Source organism: Faecalimicrobium sp. JNUCC 81 (assembly GCF_053667625.1).
The window spans coordinates 498,706-520,140 of sequence record NZ_CM132203.1 but is presented as its reverse complement, the minus strand read 5'-3'; the positions used below and the strand labels follow the sequence as shown (position 1 = coordinate 520,140).

Below are 21,435 nucleotides of genomic sequence, written 5' to 3'. Positions count from 1 at the left end.
CTCCTAATAGCTTTCCTCGTATTCTTGTTTTAGCCTCTTTAGATTATTAAGTATTTTACTTTCATCTAAATTTAATTTCTTATCTGGCTTTGGTAATGATTTTATTAAAATAGATTTTGTTTTGTATCCTTGGTTACATTTCAACTCAAAATCTAATAATGACAATTCTTTAAATACATTTAATATTGTAAATATCTTTAAAGGTATTATATTGAATACCTTTTTTAAATCTAGTAACTTTACTTCTAATTCATTTTGTAATAAAGCTAATTTATATACTCCTATAAATTCTTGCCTTTCTGGAATTAAATGATTTATTATATTCTTTAAATATAATAAATCCGTTTGGCTATAATATTTGATAATTGAAGTTGTATTATTCGTATTTTCACATAAATAAGAATAATCCCCCATATTATACAAATAATCATAAAGAATAATATTATTATATCTTTTTAAATTAATTTTTTCAATGTTTGGTGAAAATATAAGTGTTATATTGTCATTATTTTGGCTAATATTGTTATAATTTATATTAAATTCTTCATCTATAAGAGTTATATCTGATAATGCCCTATAAAATCCATTAACAGTATTTGCTATTACTAAAGTTTTTTCACCTAAATAATCAAATATATTTATGTTTTCATTCCCATCTATAGCTTCTTTTATATCACATGTACCCATTTTCTTGCATATTACATCTATATCTGATGAGTTAGTATTATACAGTTTATTTTCATCTGGTACAATATTTAAAAATAATTCTATACTTCTTTCATCCCAATTAGCATTCTTTGGATGAGATAATCTTATATCTTTAAGTAAAAATTGAACACTTCTATTTCCCATAAAATTATTTTCATCTAGTTGGAATAATACATCTACTTTATCTCCAATATTATATCCACTCTTTAGATATGCCATATTAAACCCTATACAACCATAAGATTTTTCTTTTTCTATTTTAAGCTTTAAATGTTGTTGATTCTTTCCTATAGCACGTATATCTTTAAGTATTGCATCTCTTACTATAAATCTAGGATTTGGATTACTCATTCCAAATGGCTCTAGCTTATGAAGTTCTTCTACTAAATCTAAACTTATAGATTTATCTTGTAGTTCATATTCTACTTTAACTTTTTCTATTAAATCCTCTTCTTCTAAATTATAATCTGCATACTTATTAACTTGTTCATCTAATAAATCTACTTTATCTGCATCTAACCCCAGTCCTGCTGCTTGGTCATGTCCTCCAAACTTATTTAATAAATCTTTAGACTTTACTAATGCATCAAATATGCTAAATCCTTTTATAGATCTCGCAGAACCTGTTGCTTCTCCATCTTCTATAGTTAAAAGTACTGTTGGTTTGTAATATTTTTCTGTAAGCTTAGATGCAACAATTCCGATTATACCATGTTGCCACCCTTCTTTAGCTATAACTAATACTTTATCATCCTTATATTTAGGGTTAGCATCAATAATAGCTTCAGCCTCTTGATACATTTTAGATTCTATCATTTGTCTCTCATTATTTTTTTCTTCTAATAAATTAGCTATTTCTTTTGCTTCTTCACTACTATTAGTTGTAAATAATTGTACTCCAAGGTATGAATGCCCTAATCTTCCAGATGCATTTATTCTAGGACCAATTGCAAAACCTATATGAGATGAACCTATTTTATCACTTTCTATTCCGCATACCTTTATAAGTTCCTTTAATCCTAGATTCTTACCTTCACTCATTAATTTTAATCCGTTTTTTACAATTATTCTATTTTCATCTACTAGTGGTACAACGTCACAAATTGTAGCTAGAGTTACTATTTCTAAATAATCATATAAACTCGTTTTAAATACATCTTTAGGAGTTAAAGCTTGTATAAGTTTAAATGCAACTCCACATCCGCATAACATGTCAAATGGATAATGACAATCTTCTTGCTTTTGATTTATAACTGCATAAGCTTTTGGTATTTCACTTTGGCATTCATGATGGTCTGTTATTATTACATCTAGTCCTAATTCATTAGCTATTTCTACTTCTTTTACAGATGTAATTCCACAGTCAACACTTATCATTAAATCACAACCATTTGAATGTATATGTCTTATTGCATCTTCATTAATTCCATATCCTTCTTCTAATCTATTTGGAATATAATAATTGACAGGATATCCTATGGAATTAAAATATATACATAATATAGATGTTGATGATACTCCATCTACATCATAATCTCCATAAATCCATATATTTTCGTTGTTTTCTATTGCTTTTTTTATTCTGTCTACAGTTTTTTTCATATCTTTCATTAAAAATGGATCTCTAAGATACTCTAATGACGGATTCATGAATATTTCTGAATCTTTTTCGTTGTTTATGCCTCTATTTTTTAATATTTGACTAATTTCCGGGGAAATATTAAGTTTTTGACTAAATTCGCTTTCTCTCAAATTCCCTGTATGCTTTAATATCCATTTTTTGTTTAATATCATTCTCCCACCTCTATCTCTTTTTATATTGAGATCTTAAAGTCTTTATAACTAATAATATACCTATTATAAATGATAAGAAAAAGCCTGTCCCTGCCATAATATTTATCCATATATTTTTGTTTATATTTGGAGATGCAATTATTAATGATGATCCAACTACCATAGCTGCCAACACTAAACTTAATGACAACTGTGTTGCTAAATCTGTTACTCTTTTTTCTAGAGCCGAAAATTTAACTTCATCTATTGAAATTTTTATATTATTTTTTTCTAAATTACTTAAAATAACTTTCATTTGCTTTGGTATAGTTTTTAAGTCTAATAACATTGCCTCTGCACTATGTTTTGAATTCATAAGTATTCTTTTAGGATTAAGTTTACTTAAATAATAATGTTGCATAAATTCATTACCTATAGAACTAACTGAAAAATCTGGATTTAACTCTCTAGCAGTTCCTTCTAATGTTATAATAGTTTTCGCTAAAGTTGCAAGTTGTGAAGGTATAGAAACCTTATATTTTCTAAGGAATCTAAATATTTCATTCAATATATCTCCTAGGCTAAGCCTCTCTATTGGAGCATCATAGTAGTAATGAATTAAATATAATAAGTCTTGTCTTAGGCTATTTGTATCTATATCTGCGTGAACTGAGTCCATTTCCATTAATAAATATATTATTTTATCTACATTCTTTTCTACTAAAGCTATTGCTATTTCATCTAGCATATTTAAAGTTTTTTTGTCAATTATTCCGATCATTCCAAAGTCTATATAAGATATACAGTTTTTAGTTAGCACAAATATATTTCCTGGATGTGGATCTGCATGGAAAAAACCATGTTCAAATATTTGTGTAAATAAAGATCTTATTCCTATTTCACTTACTTTTTTAGTATCCCATCCTAATTCATTTATTTTATCTATATCACTTAGTTTTACCCCTATTATCTGTTCCATTACCAACACTTTTCTTGTTGTATATTCACTATAGACTTCTGGTATATAAACTTCATCATTATCTTTAAATATTTTTTTAAATTTTATAGCATTAATAGCTTCAAAATTATAGTCTAATTCTCTTAATAATTGAGTTTGGAATTCTTCAACTATAGATACTAAATCTATATCTATATCTTTATTTATATCTTTTAAAGCTACTGCCATTCCTCTTAATATCTCTAAGTCTGACTTTATAGTTTCTTCTATATTTGGTCTTTGAATTTTTACTATAACGTCCTCTCCAGTTTCTAATTTTGCCTGATAAACTTGTCCTATAGATGCCGCCGCTAATGGATTATTATTAAATTCTTTAAATATATCATCTACGGATTGACCTATTTCTTCTTTAAAAATATTTCTTGCTATCTCTGTATCAAATGCTTCTACACTATCTCTTAGTTTAGATAATTCATCTATTATATCTTGGTCTACTAAATCTTTTCTTGTGCTTAGTATTTGTCCTAATTTTACATACGTAGGTCCTAATTCTTCAATAACTCTTCTTACTTTTTCTCCAGTAGACATATTTTTTATTTCCTCAGGAGGGTTAGTTATCGGTATTTTATAGGCCACACCTTCTATATTTAATTTTTCTACAATAAATGTAAATCCGTATTTAATTAATATGTGTACTATCTCCCTATATCTTCTTAAGTTCTTATAACTTATTCTCATGTTTCACCACTCCTAAGTTGCTTAGTCTGCAATATATTATAAATTTATTTTATAAAATAAAAAGGGCAATTACAAGATTGCCCTTTTAGTTTTATTACTTATGATTATTTGCAGTTTCTATATATTTTAATGCAGATTTTACAAGATTTTGTTTTTCTTCTTCAGATAATTCTCTAACCACTTTTGCAGGAGATCCCATAGCTAATACTCCTGATGGAATTTTTTTCCCTGGAGGAACTAAACTTCCTGCTGCAAGTAATGTGTATTCTCCTACTTCAGCATTATCTAAAACTATAGATCCCATACCTACTAAAGTATTATCTCCTATTTTACATCCATGTATTAATGCTTTATGACCCACCGTTACATTTTTACCAATTATAGTAGGTGCATCATGTGATATATGAACTACACTTCCATCTTGTATATTTGTATTTTCACCTATAATTATACATTGGTCATCGCCTCTTAAAACTGCATTATACCAAATATTTGCATTTTTTCCTATAGTAACATTTCCTATTATATCAGCTGACTCTGCAATAAATACGCATTTATCAATTTTAGGTTCTATACCTTGGTAGGCCTTAATCATAGTCTTATTCTCCTTCTAGCATTAATTTTGCTTGTATCATTATTGAACATTCTGTACGTTTCTTTTGCATTTCGCACCCAAGTTCATAAGGCTTCATTACATCATTATTGAAATTAGTTGCATTTGCATGACATCCACCTGAACAGTAGAATTTATTCCAACATTTTTGACAGTCTTCTTTACTATAAACGTGAGCATTTCTGAAACTTTCCGTTAATTCTTTAGGGAATACTATTTCTTCATCCATTATATTAGCCATTTTATATTCTTCATTTCCAACAAATTGGTGACATGGATATATATCCCCATTTGGTGTTATTGATAAGTATTCATTACCTGCACCACATCCAGTTATTCTCTTTATTACACATGGTCCTTGGTTTAAATCTACTACAAAGTGGAAGAATGTAAAATCTTTCATTTCCCCTTTTAATTTCATATCAGCGTATTCTATTGCTAATTTTTCGTATTCTTCAAATACTTTTGGCATATCTTCTTCTCTAAGTGCAAATGGATTTGATTCTTCTCCTACAACTGGTTCTATTGATGTAGAAGCAAATCCTTCATTAGCAAAGTGCATAACATCTTTAGCAAAGTCTAAGTTCTCTCTAGTAAACGTTCCTCTTATGTAGTAGTATTTGTCTTTTGGTCTACTTTCTATAAGCTTTTTAAACTTAGGTAGTATAACATCATAACTTCCTTTATCATTTAGAGTAGGTCTCATATTATCATTTATTTCTTTTCTACCATCTAAACTTAAAACGGCATTATGCATATGTTCGTTTATATATGCTATTTTTTCATCATCTAATAACACACCATTTGTAGTCATAGTAAATCTTATATTCTTATTATAGTCTTTTTCTACTTTTCTTCCGTATTCTACTAATTGCTTAACTACATCAAAGTTCATTAAAGGTTCTCCACCAAAGAAGTCTATCTCTAAGTTTCTTCTACTTCCTGAGTTAGCTATTAGGTAATCTATTGCCGCTTTACCAACTTCAAAACTCATCATTTCTTTAGCTCCACCAAAGTCTCCTTGTGCAGCAAAGCAGTATTTACATTTTAAGTTACAGTCGTGTGCAACGTGTAAACATAAAGCTTTAACTACTTTCTTTCTGTTTATGAAACTTGGATGAGTGCTATAAGTATCTTCTGTATATAAAAGACCTTCTTCTTCTAAGTTTTTAATTTCATCATATGCTTCATTTATTTTTTCTACTGAATATTCATTTTGAAGCTCTTTTATTATTTCATCTTTATTTTTTTCTTTATAGCTATCTACTAACTTATAAGCTACATCATCAACTACGTGAACAGCTCCTCCGTTTACGTCTAAAACAATATTATATCCGTTCATTGAAAACTTATGTATCATACTCATATGTATCTCCTCCTAAATTGTTATCTATATCAACACATTTTTTCTGGATGAAATTTAACCTAATCTTCATTATATAACTTATGTAAAATATAGGCAATATTATTCCATAATCAATCCTCTCTTGAAATTATATACCTTCAATAAAAAAGACGCCATATTATATGACGTCTTCATTTTAAATCTATTAAATATGATTATCTTTCGCACTCTTGGTTTGCAACTGTACAAGAAGTTTTGCAAGCTGATTGGCAAGAAGTTTGACATTCACCACATCCGCCTTTTGCTGCACTTTCCTTTAAAGTAGCGCTAGATAAAGTTTTTACATGTTTCTTTTCCATTTTAAATTACCTCCTACTAAATTTTTCTAAACTGATTATATCATAAATTTTCATTATATGGAAAATTTATTTGAAGTTTACTCCTAGAACTCCGCCGATACCACCAGATAGAGACACTAACAACACTTTATATAGCATGTCAATTTCAACTGCGAAATTTTCCTTTGCTAAAAATACTATTACCATAAGACATACTATGTACATAAGACCAACTAAAAGGCCATATATAAGACCCTTTTCTTTTATGTGTTTTGAAGCATAAAATCCTCCGAATGCTGCTGAAGCTGTAGTTATAGCTGATGATGCCATTGCTATTGTATTTCCTGATACACTAGTAAAAGTAAGGAATAGGTTATATATTAATAATGTTGCTAGCGTTAATATATATGAATATCCTAACCCTTTTAGAACATGATTTGTTTTTTCCATAAAAATACCTCCCCTCATTAATACATATATATTCGAGGGAAGGTATCTAAATTCCAAATTATTCTGCTGATTCGTTTTTAGCAGCTTCAACAGTTCCTATAGCCCATTTTTCAAATGGTACTTTAGTTCTGTTAGGCCCTAATTCTAATATAACAACATCTTCTTCAACTTTAGCAACGTTAGCAACTATTCCACCTATAGTTACTACTTTATCTCCAACTGATAGGTTTTGTCTCATTTCTTTTAGTTGTTTCTCTTTTTTCTTTTGTGGCTTTATGAATAAGAAGTAGAATACTCCAAATACTACTACCCACATAGCTACTGCCATTAATATAGATTGTGTTTGTCCAGGCATTATTTTACTCTCCTTTGTAAATTATAGTGTTTATATTTATTTGTTATAATCATTATATATTAAAATATTTAGGATTCATAGAAAAAATTCTATAATTCATATCCATATTTTGTGAAAAATTCTTTTCTAAAGTCTAATAATCTATCTTCCATTATAGCTTCTCTTACTTGCTTCATTAAATCTAACAAGAAGTGTAAGTTATGAGTAGTTATAAGTCTTGCTGCTAATATTTCATTAGCTTTAACTAAATGTCTTATATATGCTCTTGTATAGTTCTTACAACAGTAACAATCACAATTTGGATCTAGCGGTGTAAAATCTTTTGCATATTTTGCATTTCTTACAACTACTTTACCTTCACTTGTCATTGCTGTACCATTTCTAGCTATACGAGTAGGAAGTACACAGTCAAACATGTCTATTCCTCTTACAACGCCTTCTATTAAGTCATCAGGACTTCCAACTCCCATAAGATATCTTGGCTTATCCGCTGGCATTAAAGGTACTGTATAATCTAATACTTCATACATTAAGTGCTTTGGTTCTCCAACACTTAATCCACCTACTGCATATCCTGGTAAATCAAGTTCTAATATTTCTTTTGCAGATTGCTCTCTTAAATCTTTATACATTCCACCTTGTATTATTCCAAATAACGCTTGGTTTTCTGTATTTTTATGGGCTTCTTTACATCTCTTTAACCATCTAGTTGTTCTTTCTAAAGAATTTTTTACATACTCTCTATCTGCTGGATAAGGTGCACATTCGTCAAATGCCATCATTATATCTGAACCTAGAGCATTTTGTATTTCCATAGCTTTTTCTGGACTTATAAAATGCTTAGAACCATCTATATGAGATCTAAAGTTAACTCCTTCTTCTGTTATTTTTCTAAGTGGTCCTAGACTGAATACTTGGAATCCTCCACTATCTGTAAGTATTGGTTTATCCCAATTCATAAATTTATGAAGACCACCAGCTTCTTTAACAAGGTCGTGACCTGGTCTCATGTATAAATGATAAGTATTACTTAATATTATTTGTGAACCTATTTCTTTTAATTCTTCTGGAGTCATAGCTTTTACTGTAGCTTGAGTTCCAACTGGCATAAATATAGGTGTCTCTATAACTCCATGTGGTGTATGTAATCTTCCTAATCTTGCACCACTTTGCTTACAAGTTTTTATAAGTTCATATCTTACTGCACTCATATTATTTCTCCTTAGTATTAATTTTTTACGTCATTAGCGCCTTTTAAACTTTGTTCCCTGCATTTTTTACACTCTTCAGGGTCCTCTATTTCATCGCAATCTTCATAGTGAATACTGGTTATATTCATATTGCTATTATCATCAGTTAGTAAGTACTTTCTAATAGCAAATAATCCGGCTATTGCAACTACACCTAGTAAAATTTCTCCCATTCCTCCAGATTTAGGAAGAAGTAACATTTTTCTTGCTATTGCATATAAAAGTACTTCTAGCAGTGCACCTGGTATATGTAGGGATAACATTACTACAAGCTCAACACCTATAACTAAAAGTAGTATTTGACCTAACATGTCATTTAACTGGCTATATTTAACTGGTGTCTGAAATTCTACTATGTATGCTGTCCATATCATTCTTAGTACATCTATAGTTCCTAAAAATACTGCAAGTAAAACTACCATTGATAAAATGGATTCAAAGATATAAGCTACTCTTAACGACAAATTACTCTTATCTATGTTTTTCATTTGATCCCCCTATTTTAAAATCATAGCATCTCCAAAACTGAAAAATCTGTATCTTTCTTTTACTGCTACATCATACGCGTTTAATACACTGTCTTTACTTGATAATGCACTTACTAACATTATTAATGTAGATTCTGGTAAATGGAAATTAGTTATCAGTCTATCCACCATTTTAAATTTATATCCTGGGTAGATAAATATATTTGTCCATCCACTGCTTTCTTTTATGATTCCATCTTCACTACTTGCTGATTCTACAGTTCTACAACTAGTTGTTCCTACACATATTACATTTTTACCATTTTTCTTAGCTTTATTAATTTTTTGGGCAGCTTCTTTTTCTACCATATAGTATTCTGAATGCATTTCATGATTTAATACATCATCAACTTTAACTGGTCTAAATGTTCCTAGCCCTACATGAAGTGTAACAAATGCTATATCTACACCTTTAGCTTTTATTTCTTCTAATAAATCATTTGTAAAATGTAAGCCTGCTGTAGGTGCTGCCGCCGATCCATTATGCTTTGAATAAACAGTTTGGTATCTTTCTCTTTCTTCTAATCTTTCTGTTATATACGGTGGTAGTGGCATATTTCCTAATTCATCTAAAACTTCTTCAAATATTCCTTCATAGTAAAATTTTACTATTCTAGATCCTTCTTCTGCTAATCCTACTACCTCTCCTATTAATTTTCCATTTCCAAAGGAAAACTTAGTCCCAATTTTTGCTCTTTTACCTGGCTTAACTAATGCTTGCCAAGTATCTTCTTCTGTTCTTTTTAATAATAAAAATTCTATTTTCCCTCCAGTGTCAACCTTTTCTCCTATTAATCTAGCAGGTATAACTCTAGTATTATTAAGAACTAAACAGTCTCCTGGATTTAAATAATCAGCTACATCTTTAAAAATACGATGCTCAATTTCTCCACTTTTTTTATCTAGTACCATTAATTTTGAACTAGATCTATCTTTTATAGGAACTTGAGCAATTAATTCTTCTGGTAGGTCAAAGTAAAAGTCACTCGTCTTCAAAATTCAACTTCCTTTCCAAAATTTTATACAACTTACATAATAACAAAAAAAATTAAATTTTACCATATAGCGCAAATGTTTTTATTTATATTTTGTGTTTTTATAGTGTATGTAATCTACATTATTAATCTAATTTAATTTACTACTTTATTATAATTTTTTATATTTATTCTTACTTATTAGGAATAGCTATATTTAAGTGTTCATATGCAAGTGGCATTGCGATTCTACCTCTAGGCCCTCTATTTATAAATCCTAATTGAAGCAAATAAGGCTCATAAACATCTTCTATAGTGTTTCTGTCTTCTCCTATAGATGCCGCTAATGTATCTAGTCCTACAGGGCCACCTCTAAACTTTTCTATTATAGTCATTAATAACTTTTTATCTACATAGTCTAAGCCTAATGAGTCTACACCTAAAAGCTCTAGAGCACTATTTGCAACTTCATCATTTATATCTCCATCAGCTCTAACTTGAGCATAATCTCTAACTCTTTTTAAAAGTCTATTTGCTATTCTTGGTGTTCCTCTAGAGCGTTTAGCAATTTCAGTTGCTCCACCTATTTGAATTTCAGCACCTAAAATTTCAGCTGATCTCATTACTATTTTAGCTAGTTCATCTACTGTATAGTAATCTAATTTGCAAATAACTCCAAATCTATCTCTAAGAGGATTAGTAAGCATTCCTGCTCTAGTAGTTGCACCTATTAATGTAAATTTAGGAAGGTCTAGTCTTATACTTCTAGCTGAAGGACCTTTACCTATTATTATATCTAGGCAATAATCTTCCATTGCAGGGTATAATACCTCTTCAACACTTCTGTTTATACGGTGTATCTCGTCTATAAATAGTACATCATTTTCATTTAAATTCGTAAGTATTGCGGCTAAATCTCCTGCTCTTTCTATTGCTGGACCTGATGTTATTCTTAAATTAACTCCCATTTCATTGGCAATTATACTTGATAGAGTAGTTTTACCAAGCCCTGGTGGTCCGTATAAAAGAACATGGTCTAATGGTTCATTTCTAGATTTTGCAGCTTCTATAAATATTTTTAATTGCTCTTTAGCTTTTTCTTGACCTAGATAATCATCTAAAGATTTAGGTCTTAAATTATTTTCTATATCGACATCTTCATTTTGCATTCCAGATGTTATAATTCTATTTTCATCTTCAAAATCAAACACTTAAACCTCCCCCTATCTTAATGATTTACTCATTATGTATGTTAAAGATTTTTTTATTATATCTTCTGTATTAAGTCCATCTTTCTTACATCTTTCAACTGCTTCTTTAGCTTCAGGTGCTGAATATCCAAGTGCCAGTAATGCATCTACAGCTTCATCTTGAGATATTCCTATTGGAGCATTTGACAGTAATGTTGGCTCAAATTCTACAGTAGTTTTATCTACCTTGTCTTTTAGTTCTAAAATTATTCTTTCTGCTGTCTTTTTACCTACACCTGGTGCTTTAGACAGTTTTGCTATGTCTTCACTTAATATATATGCACCTAGTTGGCCTGGAGATGCAAAAGAAAGTATAGCAAGCCCAACCTTAGGACCAATTTTTGATACTGATGTTAATAATTCAAACATCTTCATTTCTTCTTGAGTTGAGAACCCACAAAGACTCATATCATCTTCTCTTACAATTAGCTTAGTATATATTTTAGCCATTTTTCCCAATTGTAAGTCTTTTATTGTATTAGATGATGCATTTATTTTATACCCTATATCATTATTTTCTATAACTATACTATCTAAACGAATCTCCTCTATACTTCCTTTTATATAACTATACATATTTACCTCCAATATTTTTTAGAGTTTTCTCAAGTCTGTTTGCATGAGCATGACATATTGCTACTGCTAATGCATCTGCTACGTCATCTGGTTTTGGTACTTGTTTCAAATTTAAAAATGATGTAACCATTTGCTGAACTTGTGCTTTTTGGGCTCTACCATATCCTACTACACCTTGCTTAACTTGAAGAGGAGTGTATTCATATACAGATTTGCCATTATGCGCACATGCAAGCATAGTTACACCTCTAGCTTGTGCTACTGTTATAGCTGTTTTTACATTTTTATTAAAGAATAATTCTTCTATTCCAACTTCATCAACATTATATTTCTTTATTAAAAGATCAGTTCCTTTATATATAGTTTCTAATCTTTTTAATGTATCAGTATGAGCTGGTGTTGTAACTGCCCCATAATCTATTACTCTAAACTTATTATTTTTATATTCTATAACTCCATAGCCCATTATTGCTATTCCAGGGTCTATTCCTAGTATTATCAACTCAATAAATCCTCCTATAAAGCTTGTTTTACACGAAACTTATGTTCTTTTATATTATATCATAAGTTTTTCTATACTCAAAATTCACTTTATATACATCTTTAAAAGAAAATAAAATATAAAAGGACAACCTTAATAGGTTGTCCTTTTATATTTTAGCTTCCGAAATTTTCAAGTCTTGCATAGGCTTCATCTTCTGTATTTACAGTAATACCTTTTTTAATTTCATCTTGAACTGTTTTAGGTAATGAATCTATCGCTATATCTGTCTTTTCAACTAATGACCTAGCACCATCTTTATCATATTTATAAAGTCCTATAAATCCATCATCTATTTCTAACGAAAATTTATTACTTTTTGAAGCATCATTTACTGTCATAGTTTCAGATAAAATTATTTCAAACTTAGTTAAGTTTTCAACTTTTCTATCTGGATACTTATTTTTAAAGTATGCTATTATTTCGTCTTCACTTTTATCTAATAATGCCTTATCTACTATACCTAACATCACTGGTGACTTTCCAGAGTCACTTCCATCTTCATTTTTCTTATGTAACCACACTTCACAATTCTCACTTATCCCAAATGCATCTTTAGTTTTTTCTGACTCTTGGATTTTTTGTGTAGTATTTACATGATTTTGTTCTATATTTCTAGTTTTCACTCCTATATAAATTCCACCACTTAATACCACTATACCTGTCAAAATTAATACTGGTATCTTCCAAGGAAACTGTTCTTTTTTTTCAAACATAAAATTACCTCCTTTTACATATATTTTTTAATAAATTTCTTTTTATAGAATTTTAGGTAAATTTTAGAAATTATTTATATATAGATTTTTATCCCATTTCATTAATTTTATACATATTATAAGGTATCATTTATTTTTCGACTTAAAGGAGGGATTGACTTGAGTTCATACGTTAAAATAATTTACGATAAAATAGACTTTTTAGAATTTAAACAAGATATTTTATTTTTAAAACAACCACAACATAAAGCTTCTATATTTCAAGAACTTACATTAGATGATTTCTTAAAAATACGTGATTTTACTAATAATATTGAGGATAAAATATTAAATGGCGAGCATTATGATATTAATCAATACGAAAAGGAACTATTTGATATCTGGCCTCCAGTTAGGTCTTTACCATCTTCATCTACATTAGTTGCTAAAGCTCTTATGCATGAAGATATTTTTAATTCTCTATTTAAAAACAATAATTAATTTTAAAGAGGAAAATAATATATTTTCCTCTTTTTTACTAACTTTTAATTTTATAAGCTATATTTTTTTATTTATTGGCAATACTCTTTAATGAATAATAGATTTATTAGGAGGTAAAATTATGTCTAGTATAAATTGCAGTGTAAACAACTGTTCTCACAATAATTCAGGAGTATGTTATGCAAATAAGATAACTGTAAATGGTAAAAAGGCTCACACTAGTAAAAATACTTGCTGTAGCACATTTTTAGATGAAAAACATTACGGAACTTTAACTAATAATACTAATGGTGGTGGTTCATGTTCAATGATAGGATGTAATGTTAAAACTTGTACTTACAATGCATCTAATGTCTGTACACTTGATAATATCAGTGTTGATACTCAATTACCTAAAGCTAATCTTTATGAAGAAACATACTGTTCTAGTTTTAAATGTAAATAATTTTAAAAATTACATAATACAAAAGGTGCAATAGTTTTAACTATTGCACCTTTTGTATTAATAACATATGCTACATGCTGTTCTATTGCTTTCACTTATAGTTCCTGATATTGGATTCTTCATTCCAGAACACGTTGGATCACTGTGATATTTCTTACCTGACTTACTCCAATATACTAATTCTTGTTTATTATTTTTTTCTTTTGAATAATCTTTCGATTCTATATTTTTAATATGATTACTTGATGATATTTTTGTATTTTGTTTTACGTAATTATCATTTTTATTTTTATAACCTTTAGAGTTAGCACCTGGATTATAACTTCCTGCTTTACAGTTTGTACTTAGTCCATTTCCAGTTGATACAAAAACTATATCTGAACATTCATCACTTCTATGTACTTCTATATTTTTTTCTTTTAATAAGTCAACAGTTTCCACATGTGGATGTCCATATTTATTATCTTCACCTGCCATTATAACTGCATATTCAGGAGTTACTCTTTCTATAAATTCTCTTTTTGTACTACTATGAGATCCATGATGTCCTACTTTTAACAAGTCCACATCTCCAGGATTTATATTTTTTTCTATTTCAGCTTCTGCATCTCCCATTAATAAAACTTTATCATTTCCATTAGTGTAAAGTAATACTATCGAGTTATTATTAGGATCTTCACTATTTGCTACTGATAGCACTTTAAATGTTGATGTTGATAGTTTAAACTCACTTCCAAGTAAAGGAACACTTGGGTATAGTCCTTTATTAGACGCTGATTTTATAAAGTCTCTATATGATTTTGTTTCGGCATCACCATTACTAACATATAAATTATTTACTTTTATATTATCTATAACCGCATCTAATCCACCTATATGGTCTGCATGAGGATGCGTTGCAAATATATATTCTAACTCTTTAACTCCTTGTTTTTTAAGGTATGATACAACTAGTTGCTCATCATCATTATCTCCACCATCAATAAGTGCTGCTTTTCCATCTTGTTTTATTAATATTGCATCTGAGTTTCCTGTGTCTATAAAGTGTAGTTCTGCACTTTTGCTAGATGCATTTTTGTCACTATATTCTTTTACAACTTGTGGATTACTTTTATCTTTAATATCTTCTGATTTACATCCTATTTGTGTATATCCTAATGTTATTATTAATAACAGACAATACAATTTTTTTAGAAATTTATTCATATTAAATTCCCCCTTTAGCTATTTTTTATGTCATATCCTATTTAATACGATACATATTCTAGCATAATTAAGTATATATTGTCTAATGTGGTAATTTTAATAAAATTTAGTTTATTATATGTTTTAGCTAAATATTTATTTTGACACTTTAAAATTATAGCATGATTTTCGTATAAAAAGAAAAGCATGAATTATATAATTCATGCTTTTCTTTTTATACTAATCGATTATATTTCTATTAAAAAATTAATTTAATATACTAAGCCGATTTTAGTTCATCTTCTTCTTTTTTACTTCTACTTTTTACGAATTTTAATACATAATGCACAACCATACCTACCCCTATGGCAAATACCAAATCAAATACTACTGTAAATACAAATGTTACAACTAATACTAAAACATCTGATTTACTTGAAGATAATAATTTTCTAAAATGAGACCATTCTCCCATATTATAAGAAACTACTATAAGTATTGCGGCTAGTGTAGTCATCGGTATTAGTTTAGCAAGAGGCATTAATACAACCATTATAAGTAATAATGTTATAGCATGCACCATACCTGATATAGGACTTTTGCCTCCATTTCTAACATTAGCTGCTGTTCTAGCTATAGCTCCAGTTGCTGGAATTCCACCAAATATTGAAGATGTCATATTTCCAAGTCCTTGTGCTACAAGTTCCATATTAGAATCATGCTTATCATTTATCATATTATCCGAAACTACACAAGAAAGTAACGATTCTATTGCACCTAGCAAAGCAATCGTTATAGCTGGTTTTATTAAAGTTGTAATTGTTTGTAAATCAATATGTGGTATTTGTGGTTTTGGTATAGATGATGATATTTCATTAAACCTAGAACCTATTGTATCAGTTGGTAAATTAAATAAATTTACAACTAAAGTAGATAATATTAATACTATTATTGAAGCTGGTATTTTCTTGTTTACCTTAGGCCAGTAAACTAATATTAAAATACACGCTATTCCTATTAGAAATGATGCTATATCAAAAGTAGATACATTCTCTATATAACTTTTAACCTTTTCTATGAATTCAGCTGGTACATCTTTTATTCTAAGTCCAAAGAAGTCCTTTAACTGAGTTGTAAGTAATGTTACTGCTATACCACTAGTAAATCCTACTGTTATAGTTTGCGGTACATATTTTATTAAATATCCAAATTTCAGTAGTCCCATAACTACTAATATAATTCCTGACATCATTGTAGCTGTTATAAGTCCAGTTATTCCATAAGTTTTAACTACACCATAAACTATTACAACAAATGCCCCTGTTGGTCCACCAATTTGAACCTTACTACCACCTAGAAAAGATATTACAAATCCTGCAAATATAGCAGTTATAAGTCCCTTTTCTGGGGATACACCAGATGATATGGCTAAAGCTATAGATAATGGAAGAGCTATTATAGCAACTATAATTCCTGCTACTATATCCTTACCTATTTGCTCCTTTGTTAGTTCATTTTCTTTCTTCATTTTAAATAACTTTGGTAACACTTAAACACTTCCCTCCAAAACTAATTATTGCAACATTTACTATATTAGTCCTATTTCTTCATAAAGTCCATAGATAATAACAAATTTTATATAAAAATAAAAAAAGTATTTTTTCTATCCGAAATATATTTATTTTTAAATCCATTTAATTCGTATTTTTGTTTATTTTAACGTCATTAAAACACTTATCTATGTACTAATCTTTATAATTTGTTCGTATAGTTTTTAATGTTAATATATGTTAAAAGTATTATACACTAGCAATCCTACCAGTTAAGAAAACTACATAATTTAAGTTAAGGAGTTTTAAATTTACTAAAAAAATTATTTTTATTTTATTGAATATTATGGATAGCTTTAGACACTTATATTTTGATTTTAAAAAAATATAAGGAGTCGTATTTTACGACTCCTTATACTATCACCTTGATTTAATTATAATTTTTACGAAAATATAATAGTTTTAATTAATTTTCATACTGCAGGTTTAACTTATCTTTATATTCAAATACCTTTATTTGGTCAGCATCTAAATTTTCTTTGTTCATATCTATTACATTAATTTGATTATTATTATATGTATTATAATAATAAAGACCTTTCTCTTGGCACATACAAGAAGTATATTGAGTTATATCATTCTTTTGTTCTGGTGTTTCTACTGATCCTCTTACAAAAGCTACTCCATTTAATATATGGAAAAACTCGATTATTCCAGAATCTTTAGTATCTCTAAAAACTGTATTACTTCTTAAAAATGCGGCTTTTACAAATCTAGATGGTGATGAAAAATCTCCTGGAAGTCCAAACCCACCACTACCTTGTCCTAAAGGTTTTAATTGTTTGTCACTCCATTTCATATCCCTTGGCTGATAAGGAGTTATTCCCATATAATTATTTAAATTTGTTATATGCCAATCAAATGTTGGTGAATTAGTTAGTACACCTACTTTATTATCAAATATACTTAATTTTTCTTTTGTTTTTTCTATTACTATACAATTACCTTTTTTATCTGTTACTATCCAATGAAGAGTCGGTAATGGCGTTGATTCATTAAAAGGTTTTTCAACTATATTTAATTTTTCCAATTCCGGCTTTAATTCCTCAACAGTTTCGAAGTTACCTAATATCCAAAGTATTACATCATATGGTGGTATATTGTTTTTTCCTTCTACAACTTTTTCATCCCAATGTGCATAACCAGGAAAATTTAGACCTGCACAAGCTAACCCTTTTTCATTTAGTGCTTCTGCAAATAAAGGATGATTATCCATTATAATACCCATTCCAATCATAGCATACTTTGTTGTTTCAGTTTCATTTGTTGCTCTATTTTTATAAGTAAATCTTCTAGGTACAAGATCTATCGCTTGATTAAATGAATATTCTAAATCCATATTTCTCCCAAATAAATGATAACCTTCTTTTGTTGTTAAAGTTAATGCTGTACACATAAGTTTATACTTCCCTTCTTTTATCTTGTCTCTATTTATAATTCTCAAAATATTAATATTTTATTGATATATATTACAATTTCTCGTTAAATAAAGGACATTTATTACTTTCAATATTCACTTAGTATGTGTAGTTAGTAATATTAGTCCAAGAGAAAAATCACTATTCTAAGTACGTAAAAACACCTCCAAACTACTTATATGAATTGCATCCATATATTGTAGTCTAGAGGTGTTTATGTATGTCTTAACACTCTAAACGTATCTTATTATCATTTAAAATGTTATATCTAATATTTATCTTAATATTTAAAATTACTCAGCTATTTCCCAGTTATGGTAAATATTTTGAACATCATCATCATCTTCTAACATATCAACTAACTTGTTCATTTGCTTTAATTGATCTTCATCAGTTAATTCTGTAGTAGTTTGAGGTATTAATTTAACATCAGCAGATATAAATTCATATCCTTTAGCTTGTAATTCATCTCTTACTTGAGAGAAATCTTCTGGAGTTGTTACTACTTCATATCCATCTTCTTCAGTTATAAAGTCTTCAGCTCCTGCTTCTAAAGCTACTTCCATTAATTCATCTTCTGATACATCATCATTTGCTTCTATAAGTATTTGACCTTTCTTATCGAACATGAAAGATACACACCCACTAGTTCCTAGGTTCCCACCATTCTTATCGAAGAAATATCTTACGTTTCCAGCTGTTCTGTTTTTATTATCAGTTAATGTTTCAACTATAACAGCAACTCCACCTGGTCCATATCCTTCATAAACTATTGTTTCATAGTTTTCGTTAGCTCCAGAACCTGCACCTTTTGCAATAGCTCTGTCTATATTATCATTTGGCATGTTATCAGCTTTAGCTTTTTCTATAGCTGTTTTTAAAGTTGCATTATATTCTGGATTTCCTCCACCTTCTTTAGCTGCAACTGCTATTGCTCTAGCATGCTTTGTGAATACTTTAGCTCTCTTAGAATCTTGTTTTCCTTTTTTATTGATTATGTTTCCTATACGTCCCATAACTTTCACTCCTTAATACGTATAATTGATTTTATATATTTTTCACGATATATATAACTTTACATATATACCCTTCTATTTAGTTTATATATGGTAAAATTCTTATTACTCGTAAATTTTAGCATAAATATTGAATTTAGTAAATTAGAACTTGGGAGGTTTTGGTGCTATATGCCTTTTATGTTCACTTATTCTATGAAGTCTTGCTATTACATCTTGATCTTTTTTAGGCACACAATCTAACTTTCCTTCTACAACATTGTCAATCATATCGTAAGTAGTTCCCATTTCTTTTTCATCAGTCTGTCCTTCCCAAAGACCTGCTGATGGTGATTTATGTATAACATCATTATGTACTCCTAATTCCTTTGCCCACTCATATACTTCTCTTTTAGTAAGGTTAGCAAGTGGAACTAAATCTACTCCTCCATCTCCATACTTTGTAAAGTATCCTGTATGTATTTCAGCTGCATTATCTGTACCTACAACTAAGTATCCTAAGTTATTAGCTACAGTATAAACAGTACTCATTCTTATCCTTGCTCTAAGATTTGCATCTGTCATTCTTAAATTTTCTTCTTTATATAAATTATTTTCTTTTAGCTTACTTACAACTGTATCTAAAACTAAATCTTGAGGCTCTGTAAGGTCTAAATCAAGATGTTTTATATTACATCCTTTAATAACTTTAAGAGCATCATCTCTGTCTTGTGGATTGCTTTTAATTCCCATGATAACACCCATAGAATTCTCTGGAAAAGCTTTTTTAATTAAATAACAAACTACCGCAGAATCTATTCCTCCAGATACTCCAACTACTAAACCTTTGCAATTCGCTTCTTTAACTTTATCTATTAGCCAATCTACAGTTTTGTCTATTTTTAATTTTATATCTGTCATCTTTATCTCCTATCTATATTTTACATATTTTGTATATTTTCATTATATCATATGTTTATAAATTAAAAAAATCCATCTATTTAGGACTATTTAATTACTTAAACAGCTATCTAAAATAGATGGATTTTTAGCTTTAAATTAGTCTACTTTTATTGCATCAACTGGACAACTTTCTTCAGCTTCTTTAGCTGAATCTTGTTCTCCTTCTGCAACATTTTCAGATATTGCTTGTGCCTTTCCATCATCACCCATTTCAAATACTTCTGGGCTTATACTTGGACATAATCCACATCCTATACAAGTATCTTTGTCTACATGTGCTTTCATAGTTAAATCCTCCTAGGTCAATATCTTTTAAGATAATTTTTTTGAATTTATACTTATTATAAAATTAGTATCAATTCATTCAAGATTATTATAACCATCTACTTAATTTTAAATTCAAAGTTTTTTATTCTATATATTGTATAAATATAATTTTACCTTTATGTAAAAACTATTAATAGAGGGTGATTATAATGGAAGATAAACATTTTAGCTTTAATATTAAAAATACAATAATAGGAATTACTACAGGATTTATAAATGGAATATTTGGATCTGGTGGAGGAACTCTTTTAGTTCCGATATTAAATAATATTGTAAAAGTTGAAGAACATAAATCTCATGCTACTGCACTCGCCATAATAATATTTTTATCGTCTGCTAGTTCTGTAGTTTATTTATCAAAAGGAACTTATGATGTAAACTTAACTATTAAAGTTGCATGCGGAAGTATTATTGGTGGGATAATTGGTGCTAAATTATTGAGTAAAGTTACTGGAAAATTTCTTAGAATTTCATTTGGTTCAATAATGATTATTGCTGCACTAAGGATGGTGTTTTAATGGTTTATGCTGTTATTGGATTTTTTGCAGGAATTATAGGTGGCATGGGAATGGGTGGTGGAACAATACTTATACCAGCACTTATATTATTTACTAATATAGATCCTAAAATTGCTCAAAGTATAAATTTACTTTCATCTATACCAATGACAATCATCGCTTTAATAATACATATAAAAAATAAAAATGTGGTATTTAAACTAGTTATACCTATTGCATTATTTGGTGTATTAGGTGCAGTATTTGGTTCGTTTGTAGCGAATTTTATTTCTTCCAAAATTTTACAGAAAATATTTGGATTATTTTTATTAGTAGTTGGAATTTTCGAAGTAAAAAAAGGGTTATGTAATCAGAAAACTGATAAATGCGGTAAATAAACATA

General features: G+C 28.8%; 24 protein-coding genes. 4 read left to right on the top strand and 20 right to left on the bottom strand.

Going from position 1 to position 21,435, the window contains the following annotated elements; genetic code table 11:
• Window positions 1-3: 3 nt before the first annotated feature.
• The 14 genes from recJ to JNUCC81_RS02585 form a co-directional block, all read right to left on the bottom strand.
• On the bottom strand, window positions 4-2,502 hold the full coding sequence (gene recJ / locus JNUCC81_RS02650; RefSeq protein WP_454095185.1) for a single-stranded-DNA-specific exonuclease RecJ: 2,499 nt from the start codon (window positions 2,500-2,502) through the stop codon (window positions 4-6).
• 10 nt (window positions 2,503-2,512) lie between these two features.
• Window positions 2,513-4,177, bottom strand: coding sequence for an ABC1 kinase family protein (locus JNUCC81_RS02645; protein ID WP_208331826.1), 1,665 nt, complete (start codon window positions 4,175-4,177; stop codon window positions 2,513-2,515).
• Window positions 4,178-4,271: 94 nt separating this feature from the next.
• The gene (locus JNUCC81_RS02640; RefSeq protein ID WP_454095184.1) at window positions 4,272-4,772 is read right to left on the bottom strand and encodes a gamma carbonic anhydrase family protein; all 501 of its coding nucleotides are present in this window, start codon (window positions 4,770-4,772) and stop codon (window positions 4,272-4,274) included.
• 4 nt (window positions 4,773-4,776) lie between these two features.
• A complete protein-coding gene (gene scfB / locus JNUCC81_RS02635) occupies window positions 4,777-6,156 on the bottom strand; it encodes a thioether cross-link-forming SCIFF peptide maturase (RefSeq protein WP_208331824.1) in 1,380 nt (459 codons plus the stop codon).
• Window positions 6,157-6,350: 194 nt separating this feature from the next.
• Window positions 6,351-6,494 (bottom strand): six-cysteine ranthipeptide SCIFF, encoded by a 144-nt coding sequence (gene scfA / locus JNUCC81_RS02630; protein ID WP_071119480.1) that lies wholly within the window; start codon window positions 6,492-6,494, stop codon window positions 6,351-6,353.
• 66 nt (window positions 6,495-6,560) lie between these two features.
• Entirely contained in the window at window positions 6,561-6,923 is a 363-nt protein-coding gene (locus JNUCC81_RS02625) for a TIGR04086 family membrane protein (RefSeq protein ID WP_208331823.1), read from the bottom strand.
• A gap of 58 nt (window positions 6,924-6,981) precedes the next feature.
• Window positions 6,982-7,278, bottom strand: coding sequence for a preprotein translocase subunit YajC (gene yajC, locus JNUCC81_RS02620; RefSeq protein WP_208331822.1), 297 nt, complete (start codon window positions 7,276-7,278; stop codon window positions 6,982-6,984).
• Window positions 7,279-7,367: 89 nt separating this feature from the next.
• The gene (tgt, locus tag JNUCC81_RS02615; protein ID WP_454095183.1) at window positions 7,368-8,489 is read right to left on the bottom strand and encodes a tRNA guanosine(34) transglycosylase Tgt; all 1,122 of its coding nucleotides are present in this window, start codon (window positions 8,487-8,489) and stop codon (window positions 7,368-7,370) included.
• A 17-nt stretch (window positions 8,490-8,506) separates the two neighbouring features.
• Window positions 8,507-9,016, bottom strand: coding sequence for a phosphate-starvation-inducible PsiE family protein (locus tag JNUCC81_RS02610; protein WP_286183976.1), 510 nt, complete (start codon window positions 9,014-9,016; stop codon window positions 8,507-8,509).
• A 9-nt stretch (window positions 9,017-9,025) separates the two neighbouring features.
• The gene (gene queA, locus JNUCC81_RS02605) at window positions 9,026-10,051 is read right to left on the bottom strand and encodes a tRNA preQ1(34) S-adenosylmethionine ribosyltransferase-isomerase QueA (protein ID WP_454095182.1); all 1,026 of its coding nucleotides are present in this window, start codon (window positions 10,049-10,051) and stop codon (window positions 9,026-9,028) included.
• Between the two features lie 172 nt (window positions 10,052-10,223).
• Window positions 10,224-11,240 carry a Holliday junction branch migration DNA helicase RuvB gene (ruvB, locus tag JNUCC81_RS02600; protein WP_454095181.1) on the bottom strand — a complete coding sequence of 339 codons (1,017 nt, stop codon included), beginning with the start codon at window positions 11,238-11,240 and terminating at the stop codon, window positions 10,224-10,226.
• 12 nt (window positions 11,241-11,252) lie between these two features.
• Window positions 11,253-11,855, bottom strand: coding sequence for a Holliday junction branch migration protein RuvA (gene ruvA, locus JNUCC81_RS02595; protein ID WP_208331818.1), 603 nt, complete (start codon window positions 11,853-11,855; stop codon window positions 11,253-11,255).
• A complete protein-coding gene (ruvC, locus tag JNUCC81_RS02590; protein ID WP_042276782.1) occupies window positions 11,848-12,357 on the bottom strand; it encodes a crossover junction endodeoxyribonuclease RuvC in 510 nt (169 codons plus the stop codon). The genes ruvA and ruvC overlap by 8 nt, the downstream gene beginning before the upstream one ends.
• A 155-nt stretch (window positions 12,358-12,512) precedes the next feature.
• Window positions 12,513-13,112, bottom strand: a complete 600-nt coding sequence (locus JNUCC81_RS02585) for a hypothetical protein (protein ID WP_454095180.1) — start codon at window positions 13,110-13,112, stop codon at window positions 12,513-12,515.
• A 159-nt stretch (window positions 13,113-13,271) separates the two neighbouring features.
• Here JNUCC81_RS02585 and JNUCC81_RS02580 point away from each other — a divergent pair, with 159 nt between their 5' ends.
• Together JNUCC81_RS02580 and JNUCC81_RS02575 are read left to right on the top strand one after the other, a co-directional pair.
• The gene (locus JNUCC81_RS02580) at window positions 13,272-13,592 is read left to right on the top strand and encodes a hypothetical protein (protein ID WP_208331816.1); all 321 of its coding nucleotides are present in this window, start codon (window positions 13,272-13,274) and stop codon (window positions 13,590-13,592) included.
• A 121-nt stretch (window positions 13,593-13,713) separates the two neighbouring features.
• A complete protein-coding gene (locus JNUCC81_RS02575) occupies window positions 13,714-14,037 on the top strand; it encodes a DUF1540 domain-containing protein (protein ID WP_208331815.1) in 324 nt (107 codons plus the stop codon).
• Between the two features lie 57 nt (window positions 14,038-14,094).
• On the opposite strand, the gene JNUCC81_RS02570 is transcribed toward JNUCC81_RS02575, so the two are convergent.
• The 6 genes from JNUCC81_RS02570 to JNUCC81_RS02545 all read right to left on the bottom strand — a co-directional run bounded on the left by JNUCC81_RS02570 (window position 14,095) and on the right by JNUCC81_RS02545 (window position 20,493).
• Window positions 14,095-15,243 (bottom strand): ComEC/Rec2 family competence protein, encoded by a 1,149-nt coding sequence (locus JNUCC81_RS02570; protein WP_454095179.1) that lies wholly within the window; start codon window positions 15,241-15,243, stop codon window positions 14,095-14,097.
• A gap of 259 nt (window positions 15,244-15,502) precedes the next feature.
• On the bottom strand, window positions 15,503-16,750 hold the full coding sequence (locus tag JNUCC81_RS02565; protein WP_454095178.1) for a SulP family inorganic anion transporter: 1,248 nt from the start codon (window positions 16,748-16,750) through the stop codon (window positions 15,503-15,505).
• Window positions 16,751-17,238: 488 nt separating this feature from the next.
• Window positions 17,239-18,276: a choloylglycine hydrolase gene (gene bsh, locus JNUCC81_RS02560; protein ID WP_454095177.1), complete on the bottom strand. Its 1,038-nt coding sequence runs from the start codon at window positions 18,274-18,276 to the stop codon at window positions 17,239-17,241.
• Window positions 18,277-18,543: 267 nt separating this feature from the next.
• Window positions 18,544-19,266: a YebC/PmpR family DNA-binding transcriptional regulator gene (locus JNUCC81_RS02555; RefSeq protein ID WP_454095176.1), complete on the bottom strand. Its 723-nt coding sequence runs from the start codon at window positions 19,264-19,266 to the stop codon at window positions 18,544-18,546.
• Window positions 19,267-19,410: 144 nt separating this feature from the next.
• The gene (gene nadE / locus JNUCC81_RS02550) at window positions 19,411-20,166 is read right to left on the bottom strand and encodes an NAD(+) synthase (protein WP_454095175.1); all 756 of its coding nucleotides are present in this window, start codon (window positions 20,164-20,166) and stop codon (window positions 19,411-19,413) included.
• A 138-nt stretch (window positions 20,167-20,304) separates the two neighbouring features.
• Window positions 20,305-20,493 carry a ferredoxin gene (locus JNUCC81_RS02545; protein ID WP_208333561.1) on the bottom strand — a complete coding sequence of 63 codons (189 nt, stop codon included), beginning with the start codon at window positions 20,491-20,493 and terminating at the stop codon, window positions 20,305-20,307.
• 191 nt (window positions 20,494-20,684) lie between these two features.
• On the opposite strand from JNUCC81_RS02545, the gene JNUCC81_RS02540 reads away from it, so the two are divergent.
• Entirely contained in the window at window positions 20,685-21,053 is a 369-nt protein-coding gene (locus JNUCC81_RS02540; RefSeq protein ID WP_208333562.1) for a sulfite exporter TauE/SafE family protein, read from the top strand.
• The gene (locus JNUCC81_RS02535; protein WP_454095174.1) at window positions 21,053-21,430 is read left to right on the top strand and encodes a sulfite exporter TauE/SafE family protein; all 378 of its coding nucleotides are present in this window, start codon (window positions 21,053-21,055) and stop codon (window positions 21,428-21,430) included. The genes JNUCC81_RS02540 and JNUCC81_RS02535 overlap by 1 nt, the downstream gene beginning before the upstream one ends.
• Window positions 21,431-21,435 lie beyond the last annotated feature (5 nt).

Bases quoted from the DNA above. Each gene is read 5' to 3' on its own strand.
- ruvA (WP_208331818.1), bottom strand. From the start codon at position 11,855: ATGTATAGTTATATAAAAGGAAGTATAGAGGAGATTCGTTTAGATAGT.
- JNUCC81_RS02570 (WP_454095179.1), bottom strand. From the start codon at position 15,243: ATGAATAAATTTCTAAAAAAATTGTATTGTCTGTTATTAATAATAACA.
- JNUCC81_RS02565 (WP_454095178.1), bottom strand. From the start codon at position 16,750: ATGAAGAAAGAAAATGAACTAACAAAGGAGCAAATAGGTAAGGATATA.
- JNUCC81_RS02555 (WP_454095176.1), bottom strand. From the start codon at position 19,266: ATGGGACGTATAGGAAACATAATCAATAAAAAAGGAAAACAAGATTCT.
- yajC (WP_208331822.1), bottom strand. From the start codon at position 7,278: ATGCCTGGACAAACACAATCTATATTAATGGCAGTAGCTATGTGGGTA.
- JNUCC81_RS02575 (WP_208331815.1), top strand. From the start codon at position 13,714: ATGTCTAGTATAAATTGCAGTGTAAACAACTGTTCTCACAATAATTCA.
- JNUCC81_RS02625 (WP_208331823.1), bottom strand. From the start codon at position 6,923: ATGGAAAAAACAAATCATGTTCTAAAAGGGTTAGGATATTCATATATA.
- JNUCC81_RS02545 (WP_208333561.1), bottom strand. From the start codon at position 20,493: ATGAAAGCACATGTAGACAAAGATACTTGTATAGGATGTGGATTATGT.
- JNUCC81_RS02645 (WP_208331826.1), bottom strand. From the start codon at position 4,177: ATGAGAATAAGTTATAAGAACTTAAGAAGATATAGGGAGATAGTACAC.
- nadE (WP_454095175.1), bottom strand. From the start codon at position 20,166: ATGACAGATATAAAATTAAAAATAGACAAAACTGTAGATTGGCTAATA.
- scfA (WP_071119480.1), bottom strand. From the start codon at position 6,494: ATGGAAAAGAAACATGTAAAAACTTTATCTAGCGCTACTTTAAAGGAA.
- JNUCC81_RS02535 (WP_454095174.1), top strand. From the start codon at position 21,053: ATGGTTTATGCTGTTATTGGATTTTTTGCAGGAATTATAGGTGGCATG.
- JNUCC81_RS02540 (WP_208333562.1), top strand. From the start codon at position 20,685: ATGGAAGATAAACATTTTAGCTTTAATATTAAAAATACAATAATAGGA.
- recJ (WP_454095185.1), bottom strand. From the start codon at position 2,502: ATGATATTAAACAAAAAATGGATATTAAAGCATACAGGGAATTTGAGA.
- JNUCC81_RS02640 (WP_454095184.1), bottom strand. From the start codon at position 4,772: ATGATTAAGGCCTACCAAGGTATAGAACCTAAAATTGATAAATGCGTA.
- JNUCC81_RS02585 (WP_454095180.1), bottom strand. From the start codon at position 13,112: ATGTTTGAAAAAAAAGAACAGTTTCCTTGGAAGATACCAGTATTAATT.
- tgt (WP_454095183.1), bottom strand. From the start codon at position 8,489: ATGAGTGCAGTAAGATATGAACTTATAAAAACTTGTAAGCAAAGTGGT.
- JNUCC81_RS02610 (WP_286183976.1), bottom strand. From the start codon at position 9,016: ATGAAAAACATAGATAAGAGTAATTTGTCGTTAAGAGTAGCTTATATC.
- scfB (WP_208331824.1), bottom strand. From the start codon at position 6,156: ATGAGTATGATACATAAGTTTTCAATGAACGGATATAATATTGTTTTA.